The 7,740-nt window shown below is 57.3% G+C and carries 10 protein-coding genes; 4 read left to right on the top strand and 6 right to left on the bottom strand.

The features are described from left to right. The first annotated feature begins 440 nt into the window (after positions 1-440). Positions 441-851: a DUF2061 domain-containing protein gene (locus tag AC56LN_RS23285; protein ID WP_499574935.1), complete on the top strand. Its 411-nt coding sequence runs from the start codon at positions 441-443 to the stop codon at positions 849-851. 83 nt (positions 852-934) lie between these two features. Here AC56LN_RS23285 and AC56LN_RS23280 read toward each other — a convergent pair whose 3' ends face one another. The 6 genes from AC56LN_RS23280 to AC56LN_RS23255 form a co-directional block, all read right to left on the bottom strand. Beyond that, the gene (locus tag AC56LN_RS23280; RefSeq protein WP_499574934.1) at positions 935-1,807 is read right to left on the bottom strand and encodes a CPBP family intramembrane glutamic endopeptidase; all 873 of its coding nucleotides are present in this window, start codon (positions 1,805-1,807) and stop codon (positions 935-937) included. Positions 1,808-1,810: 3 nt separating this feature from the next. Continuing rightward, positions 1,811-2,461 carry a DUF2987 domain-containing protein gene (locus AC56LN_RS23275; protein ID WP_499574933.1) on the bottom strand — a complete coding sequence of 217 codons (651 nt, stop codon included), beginning with the start codon at positions 2,459-2,461 and terminating at the stop codon, positions 1,811-1,813. Positions 2,462-2,478: 17 nt separating this feature from the next. Next, the gene (locus tag AC56LN_RS23270) at positions 2,479-3,516 is read right to left on the bottom strand and encodes a lysophospholipid acyltransferase family protein (protein WP_499574932.1); all 1,038 of its coding nucleotides are present in this window, start codon (positions 3,514-3,516) and stop codon (positions 2,479-2,481) included. A gap of 18 nt (positions 3,517-3,534) precedes the next feature. Beyond that, complete coding sequence (locus AC56LN_RS23265; protein ID WP_499574931.1) at positions 3,535-4,512, bottom strand: hypothetical protein; 978 nt, start codon at positions 4,510-4,512, stop codon at positions 3,535-3,537. Positions 4,513-4,522: 10 nt separating this feature from the next. Continuing rightward, positions 4,523-5,794: a hypothetical protein gene (locus tag AC56LN_RS23260; RefSeq protein WP_499574930.1), complete on the bottom strand. Its 1,272-nt coding sequence runs from the start codon at positions 5,792-5,794 to the stop codon at positions 4,523-4,525. Between the two features lie 106 nt (positions 5,795-5,900). Next, a complete protein-coding gene (locus AC56LN_RS23255) occupies positions 5,901-6,026 on the bottom strand; it encodes a hypothetical protein (protein ID WP_499574929.1) in 126 nt (41 codons plus the stop codon). Between the two features lie 89 nt (positions 6,027-6,115). Here AC56LN_RS23255 and AC56LN_RS23250 point away from each other — a divergent pair, with 89 nt between their 5' ends. The 3 genes from AC56LN_RS23250 to AC56LN_RS23240 all read left to right on the top strand — a co-directional run bounded on the left by AC56LN_RS23250 (position 6,116) and on the right by AC56LN_RS23240 (position 7,229). Then, complete coding sequence (locus AC56LN_RS23250) at positions 6,116-6,268, top strand: hypothetical protein (RefSeq protein WP_499574928.1); 153 nt, start codon at positions 6,116-6,118, stop codon at positions 6,266-6,268. A 140-nt stretch (positions 6,269-6,408) separates the two neighbouring features. Then, positions 6,409-6,981 carry a DUF2975 domain-containing protein gene (locus tag AC56LN_RS23245; protein WP_499574927.1) on the top strand — a complete coding sequence of 191 codons (573 nt, stop codon included), beginning with the start codon at positions 6,409-6,411 and terminating at the stop codon, positions 6,979-6,981. After that, positions 6,981-7,229 (top strand): helix-turn-helix domain-containing protein, encoded by a 249-nt coding sequence (locus tag AC56LN_RS23240; RefSeq protein WP_499574926.1) that lies wholly within the window; start codon positions 6,981-6,983, stop codon positions 7,227-7,229. The genes AC56LN_RS23245 and AC56LN_RS23240 overlap by 1 nt, the downstream gene beginning before the upstream one ends. Positions 7,230-7,740 lie beyond the last annotated feature (511 nt).

Raw genomic sequence — 7,740 nt, 5'->3', positions numbered from 1 at the left:
CAACGTATTTCTTTTTTGTGAACATTTGATAATTTAAGTAATCAAGAACCGAAGTTCTTGGCACCTTCATCAAACGCCCACACTTATCGACTGTTAATTTTTAAAGAACTTTATTCGTTGCTGCTTCTGCCGTTTGCCACGAAGCGTTGTGTTCGTTAGCAGCAGAGAGGCGAGATTATGAAGTGTTTCTCAAATTTCGTCAACCCCTTCTTTCCTTCGCTGTCGCTGCTTTAAAGCGGCGTCTGCGTCGGGCAGAACGAGACTATAACAAACCTGTGACATGTTCCGCAAGAGGCTTGTGAAATACCACTGGCTATCAGTTAAGTTACATTGATAGCCATTTCCTATAGTTACAGTAGATATATATGGCTTTGTGCACCAATCGAGAATGACTATCATTTGACTCTACCGTACCAACACATGCAATCCCAGGAGCCAACATGGTCGTCGCTGCCAAGAAAACCAGTCAGGTCATCACTCACATGGCCATCGCTTTCGCCATTGCCTACGCGCTCACCGGTTCAGTAATGTTCAGTGGTTTGGCAATCATCATTGAGCCTGTCATTAATGTATTGCTCCTCCCCTTCCACGAGAAAGCCTGGGAGGCAATCCGTGCACGGGCACGCTCGGCGCGCGAACGCTATGTGCGAATCGCGGCTGAAAAGCTCAGCCAGACAGCCTTGCACATGATTGTGGCGTTCACCGTGATCTATTGCGCCACGGGTTCGCTCGCCTCCGGCGGCATTGCGGCCATTCTGGAACCGGTGTGCAATGTGGTTCTGCTACCGATCCACGATCGCTTCTGGAACCGGCTTGAAATGCGCGTCGCTGGCCAGCACGCTGCTGCCTGATTGACATGCGGCGTAGATTGCGGCAACCCGACGATCCTGGCCACGGCCATGATCTGCCGGGCCTGTGCCTGTGGCTTTGCCGCTCAGGCTTGCGGCATATGGCGCCAGAATGGCTGCACGATGGCTCCGGACCTGGCGCAGATCACCAGCATGGCACTACCGGCGGCGAGGCACAGGATAACGGCAGCGACTGAGGCTTCAGGGCCGAACTTGCCGCCGGTCAGCCATGCGGGCCCGGTCAATGTCGACTGGAACAGACCCGCGTGGCCATGGCCGGAGACGGCCGTCGAGAAAATGGCACCTTGGGTAAAGTTCCAGGCAAAATGGATCGCCGTGCATAGCCACAATCGGCGGGTTAACATATAGGCCGCGCCCAGCAAGATGCCAGCCTCTATGCCAACGGCCAGCGTGCCAGTCACGCCGGCACCGGGATTCATGAAATGCATCAGGCCGAAGATGGCTGCCGAGATCCCCAGCGCCAGCCAGCTTCCGATGGATTCTTCCAGAATACGGAAGATGATCGCCCTGAACATGATCTCCTCGAACAGAGCACCGATAAGCAAGCCGGGCAGCATGCCGGCGACCGGCAGCCAGGTGCCACTGCCGGTAATCCGGAAAGCGTCGAATGTGCTCAGCAAAGCAATGACCAGCCCGAATAATCCAGCCCCTAGCACGATGCCGCCACACCACTCACGCGCGGCGCGCTGCAGCGCCAATTCGTAAGCCGGGCGCTTTTCAATCCGGTTCACATAGAGTGCGTAGACGCCGAGGATCAGGGCCAGTTTGACCGCAGCGACAAGCGGCTGCCACGCCGGATCGGCAGTCACCCTGCCCACTAGAGGCACGAGTAACAGCAACGGCAACACCACGCATGCCAGCGCGAGCACGATACGGAAAATGACGCTCGCCATGCGCCGGGCATGGGCACTGGGGGTTCGTGAAAGCGCAATCTGCATTGCTCAATCCGTCATGAAGTCGGCTGATTGCGGCAGGTGCGACAGTACCACCTGCGCCTTGGCATTGAGCAACGCGGCGTCGGTCGGCAAGAGCAGAACGCCTTGTGCGTCGGCATTGACAATGTTTTCGCCCAGGCGGGATCGTATGGTCGCGCTCGCTGGCTGGCCGCGTGGGTAGTGCAGTCCGATGCCCACGAATGTCGGCATCATGAAACGTAGCATGCCTGCTCGCGACTTGATCAAAGCATTGCTTTGCCTGACGCTGGCCATCAGGGCCGCATAGTCGAACTGTGTTCCGGACGGAATCACCGGGCTGATCGCAAACGAAAAACCAGCCTTCTCGCCTTCCGGAAGACTGGTCAGCACCTGCAGGTTGTCCCGGGCCCAGGCAGGATCGATGGAAGGATCGAAACTGCCATCGGCTGCAACCCGGATGCGTCGCTGCTCGCTGCCATTCACCACGGTGAAAACGATGCCCGCCTGGGCAAGCGCGGGGTTGTTCGGTTTGACAGTACCCAGGATACGTACCTTGTCGCGTTCGGCCAGTGGCGCCGCGTAGAACTTGTCGAGGCGGGTAATCTCGAGCAGCCGGTCATAGGTGATCCATTTCCGGTCGGCGCCCATCGAAGTGCCGGACAACAGCAACAGCAGCATACCGCAGCACACCTTGATCATGAGACTGCCCCGATCGCACCGCTGGGGCGCACGCATCCATCGATTGATATGGCCTTTAGCTCGTTCATCATCGTGGGCCATTCGGGCAAGACCGATGAGAACTGGCGCGTGGATGTTTCAAGTTTGGCGAGCCAGTCATCGTGCCCGGTCGCGTCCGCCGGCAGCCGGTCAGCCAGCAGACTCTCCAGTTTCGGCAGGTAAATCCAGTGCTCGGGCGCCGCCCGGATCTGCGCTTCCAGTTCGCGGAAAATCGCTGCCGTCAGCCCCGCGACGTCGGTCTCCAGGTCGCCTGTGCGGACGTACTCGAGCGGCGCCCCCAGCTTCAAGGTAGAGGCCAATCCGGGACCGGGGCAGTTATACCCGACGATCACCGTTGCACGCCCCTTCAAAGCAAACAGTGCCGTGCCGGCCATGGCAGGGACCAGGCGGCCAAAGAATGGTACGTAGAGGACATGGCCCGTGATATCGAAGACGTCTGGCATCATCGTCAATGCTTCGCCGCGCTTGAGTACGCGCAAGGCTTTCAGCACGGCTGTTTCATCGTTGAACAGTGCGTTGAACCCGTACCCCAGGCGCTTGAACAGGTCCTCGAAGCCTTCCGAGCTGCGATTGGTCGACGGCGGATTGTAGAACGCATTGACCGTCTTGCGATGCCCGATTTCCTTGATCAGCTTCAGGCAACCGGCCGGAAAATTGCCGTAATGAGGCGTCACGAAAATGACTGGGGCCGCGCTTGTCATAACGGCGTCGAGATGCTCGCGTCCCTCAACCTCGACGTGGCGGTCAAGGAAGTCGTTCAGCTTGTCGACGGACAGTGCCGCCATGTGTTGTTTGATGAGGGTAAACTTGCGCATCGATAGCCGGTGGCGAGCGTACAGTGCTGCTGCCTCGGCTGCCGGCATACCGGGGAACGCGGCACCAATCACACGGTCAAGGGTCTGCCGCTGCCGTGGCGCTGCATTCGAGAGCATGAACAATCGCGCGCGCGTCGCAGCGATTTTTCCCCGTACTGCCAGTTCCAGGCCATAGCTCATGTTAAACGCTCCGCAAAGTCATTGTGGATGGATGGATGGTGAGCGACGCAGCGCCGCCAGTTGCGCCATTGCGGCTTGGTACGTGCTATCCGGCATCCCTGTGGACGAGCGTCGCCATGCCTGGAAATAAGCGTCCAGTTGCTTGATCCGGTTGTCGCGCTGGATCTGGTAGCAATGCATGCTCGCCCGATACAGGTAGGGCCACGACAATGTCCCATCGGGCGCACTCGACGCCGCTGTTTCCAGATGGCCGAGAAGCCAGCGCAGCAAAACCGACATCGCCTGCGCGCTCTCGGTGGAACGGACTGCAACCGTGTCGCAATTAACTAGTGCGGCCCGGGCGCCAGGCACGGCAGCGCTGTATCCGATCGTAAGCAGGGTGTTCACCCCGACCATGCACAGCAAGGGATCAAGGATGCTGAAGCGACATGCCTTGCCCAGGAAGCTGGCCTGCGCCGTGGTGCCTGGTGTCAAGGCATGCAACTCGGGAAAGGTGACATAGATGACTGCCTCGCCCTGCCCTGCGCCATCCTTGACATGCTTGATCGCGTCCCTGGTCTGGCAACGCGGCAACCGGTTCACACTGGCGTGGAACTGCACACGGCGAGCGCTCACGGCCGGACTGTCGATCAGGATCAGCGGTAAGCGACTGTCAACGGCAAGTGCTTCCAGAATGCCAAGGCCGGCCAGACTGAATGGCAATGCCAGCAGACAGGCTCCCCGTTCAAGCGCCTCAAGCAAACTCTGGCGTGCTTGCGCCAGAGGCACCCTCGCGAGCTCGTTGTGCGGTACCAACCCATGCCGATGTAGTGGACGCCGGCATAATGCCTGGGCACGCACGTTGGCGTTCTCGTCGCTATCGGCCAGGTAATACGCGATGCCCGCTGCCATGTGCTGCATCGTTTGTTCGCGCTCGCGCGTGGAGACAGGGTCCGCACGGTCACCTGGACCGCGCAGCGTGATCAGGCGTTTCACGATATTGATCTGCGAAAGCATGGCAATCCTTTCAGGCGAGCTTGCTAAGCGGGGGCAGCATGCGCGCATCGCGGATGCTGGCAATGATTCCAACCACCGCACGACGTAGTCGATTCAGGAAAAACACAGTGGCAAGCGCGATCATGAGCGGCCACGCCAGCGCAGCGACAAGCCGCCCTGCAGCGAGCGTGACCTCCCACCCTTGCGTCAGATCGATTGCTGCCAGCAACTGCCAACGGGCGGAGACTGCTGGCACCATTGTCGTACTGAGTGCAACGAGTTCGCGCGCCAGGAACAGGCCGAAATAGACGAAGTAACACAGGCTCAACACTGAGTACGCAGTCAGGATACTGCTGCGCACACCCGGGGCGGACACGCTGCGCCGGCCCATTGCGGTCGCGACCAGGGCGGCCGTCGCGTCGCGTACCTTTTTGTGAAGATTGTGCAGTCCGCTCAGATCCGACAACAACCAATAGCCATCGAACTTGAACACTGGATTGAGCGTGAATAACATCGCAAACGTGATCAGCCACACCAGTTTAAGGGCCAGCGGATTGCCGCTGGCGAGTGCGTACGCATCGATCGCTATGAGCATGATCGATTGAAAATACACGCCGCCCAGATCGACCACGGCGCGCTGGCGGCGTGGCAGCTGCCAGGCGTTGGTCACATCGGCGTACCAGGCAGGAAAGATATAGTAAAGGCCTACACCGATACCGCCATGCGGACATGCGAAATAGCGGCAGGCAGTGGTATGACCCAATTCGTGGATCAGACCGCTCAGGAGGAAGAGCACCGCCAATGCAATGCTTTCCTTGGCAGTCCAGTCGGCATGGGCAAGATGCATGGCAGCCGGGAGTGACACAATGTGCAGCAGAATAAACGTGGCGATCAGGATTGCCGCCAAGTATGGCTTGAACAGCCAGGTCAGATGCGCCGTTACGCGCGCTGCAAGCTGCGGGCCGAGCAGGGTGAGGCTGAGAATGAACGGTAATTCACGTGGCGGCATCGGCGTATCGCGCAACAACACCGATGGTAAATGTTGCTGTGCCAGTTTCAGCAAGTGCGCAGCCGGCAAGTGCGTTCCGCTGGCGGCTTTGAATTCTTCTTCCAGCTGAACCAGCGTGGGCGGATTGTGCAGCAATGCCATGACCAGCGCACGGGTGTTGAGCGATACCAGGAAGTAGCTGGCGCCAAGGGCAAGCAAAAAGCGAGGCGCTGTCTCGCCCGCAGCCTGTTCGTAAGGTGTGATGGTGATGCCTGGTTTCAGAACCGGAATTGGCGATGTCGCTGCGTGAGTCATGGATCATCCATGCGTAACTACGTTGTTGACCTACAGGCGCTGGCGTGTCCCGGAGAGCACGCTGCCTGGCATCGGAAAACTTCTGTCTGATGCCAGGCAAGCTACATCAGTTCTCGAGGGTGCAGGTGCTCTTCCAGTCAGGGTCACCCGGCTCGGCGACAGCTTCCATTTCGAATCGAACTTCCAGAGCTTCGATCGAGAATTCCTCAACAGCGGTGTCAAATGTGTTCATGTTGCTACTCCCTCAATATGGTTAGGTGGATGTAACGAACTGCCAAATGCCTGCACGCTTTCCATGTCAATTGACGCAGGATTGATCACATGCCGCGCTGGACCTCGCGCTATCTGCCTTGGCCGATCCGCCGTCGGGCCGTTTTCTGCCGTACCTGGCGACTCACTTCAGAGCTGATGAAAGGAAGTGTAGGTGAAAATTTTATTGCTGTAAATCGTTTATTTATCATTGTTTTACAATGATTTATTTCGATGGAGAATGAAATCCTTGAAAATATTGACTGACCAGATCGAGCCCCCAGCTTGGAAGGGATATTGCGCAACACCCATGCTACAATAACAAAATATCGTAAAACAATAATTTTTATCTACATATTTCATTTATGACGCAACCTGCTACTACGCACACCGGCCTTGTTCCCCTGGTACGGCTGTGCAATATCATTCGCGTACTGCTGACGCTGTTTCTGGCGGTCGAGGTTGTATTTTTCTTGCTCTCCTGGCTCATCCCAATGCCGCTTGTGCTGGGACCGATTCACATGCAGTTAAATCCTGACGGCGTAGGTGCAGGGTCGGTAAGCGGCCTGTCACTGTCACAAAAAGTGGCCGGGATTCTGATCGGGCTTCCAGGGTTGGTTGCCCTTACCTACGGGGTCGTACGGCTTGGTAAAACCCTGATACAGTTCCAGCAAGGCCAGATCTTTGCAGCGCGCACCATTGCGCACTTGCGGGCATCTGCCGGCGCTATCTTTCTCGCGATCATGTTGTTCACGCTTGAAAAGCCTTTACGCGCACTCGCATTCAACGCCTTGGGAACGGGGAAAACTTACCCTGTATCGATGGATGTGACGTCCAATGAATTGCTGCTGATTCTGGTCTGCAGCCTGTTCTATCTGATCGCGGGCGTGATGCATGAGGGGCGTCGCCTCAGCGAAGAGAACGAGGGGTTCATCTGATGGCAATTATCATCAACCTCGATGTCATGCTGGCCAAGCGCAAGCTCAGGTCAAAGGAATTGGCTAGCTACATTGGCATCACTGAACAGAATCTTTCGCTGCTCAAGTCAGGGAAAGTGCGTGGCATCCGGTTTTCGACACTGGAGAAAATTTGCGAGCGTCTGGCATGCCAGCCCGGTGACATACTGGAGTGGCGCGAAGGCGGAGCCGAGACCGATGGCGCGGTTGACGAGCTGGCCGATACCTGAGGATTTCCGGCGCACACACGGTGGCAGCATGCCAGTCACGCGTCATCGCCTTTCACAAAAAACCGGGAAAATATCCCGGTTTTTTTCTGATGGCTCATCAGGCAAACAGCGGTTCAGGGTAAGAGCGCAGCACAAGCGCCGCAACAGAAGAGTTGGTTCGCCAAACCGCCATGCTATCGGAACACAGCGATTGAAGGCTCTCAACGCACTTCATCCGCAGCCGGCCGTGACCAGGTGATTGTCCTCATCGGGCAGATCAGGGCGTCACACCGCTGTTGCCCAGCTGTAGCAACCAGCGTGGCGATCGACGTTTTTTCACCATGATTTGCCGTGCCTGCACTCATTGAACCTGCCTCGACAGGACATGACTAATCACACGCAAGAAAGTGCTCGCCCAAAGCGAAAAGCCCCACTCAGATCACTGAGTGGGGCTTTTCTATATAACTAGCCTGACGATAACCTACTTTCACACTGGTTGCAGCACTATCATCGGCGCAAAGTCGTTTCACGG

It is taken from the genome of Telluria sp. ZT3P26 (genome assembly GCF_059686035.1).
Note: the sequence above shows the minus strand (reverse complement) of the source record. Positions and strands in the feature narration are given on the sequence as shown.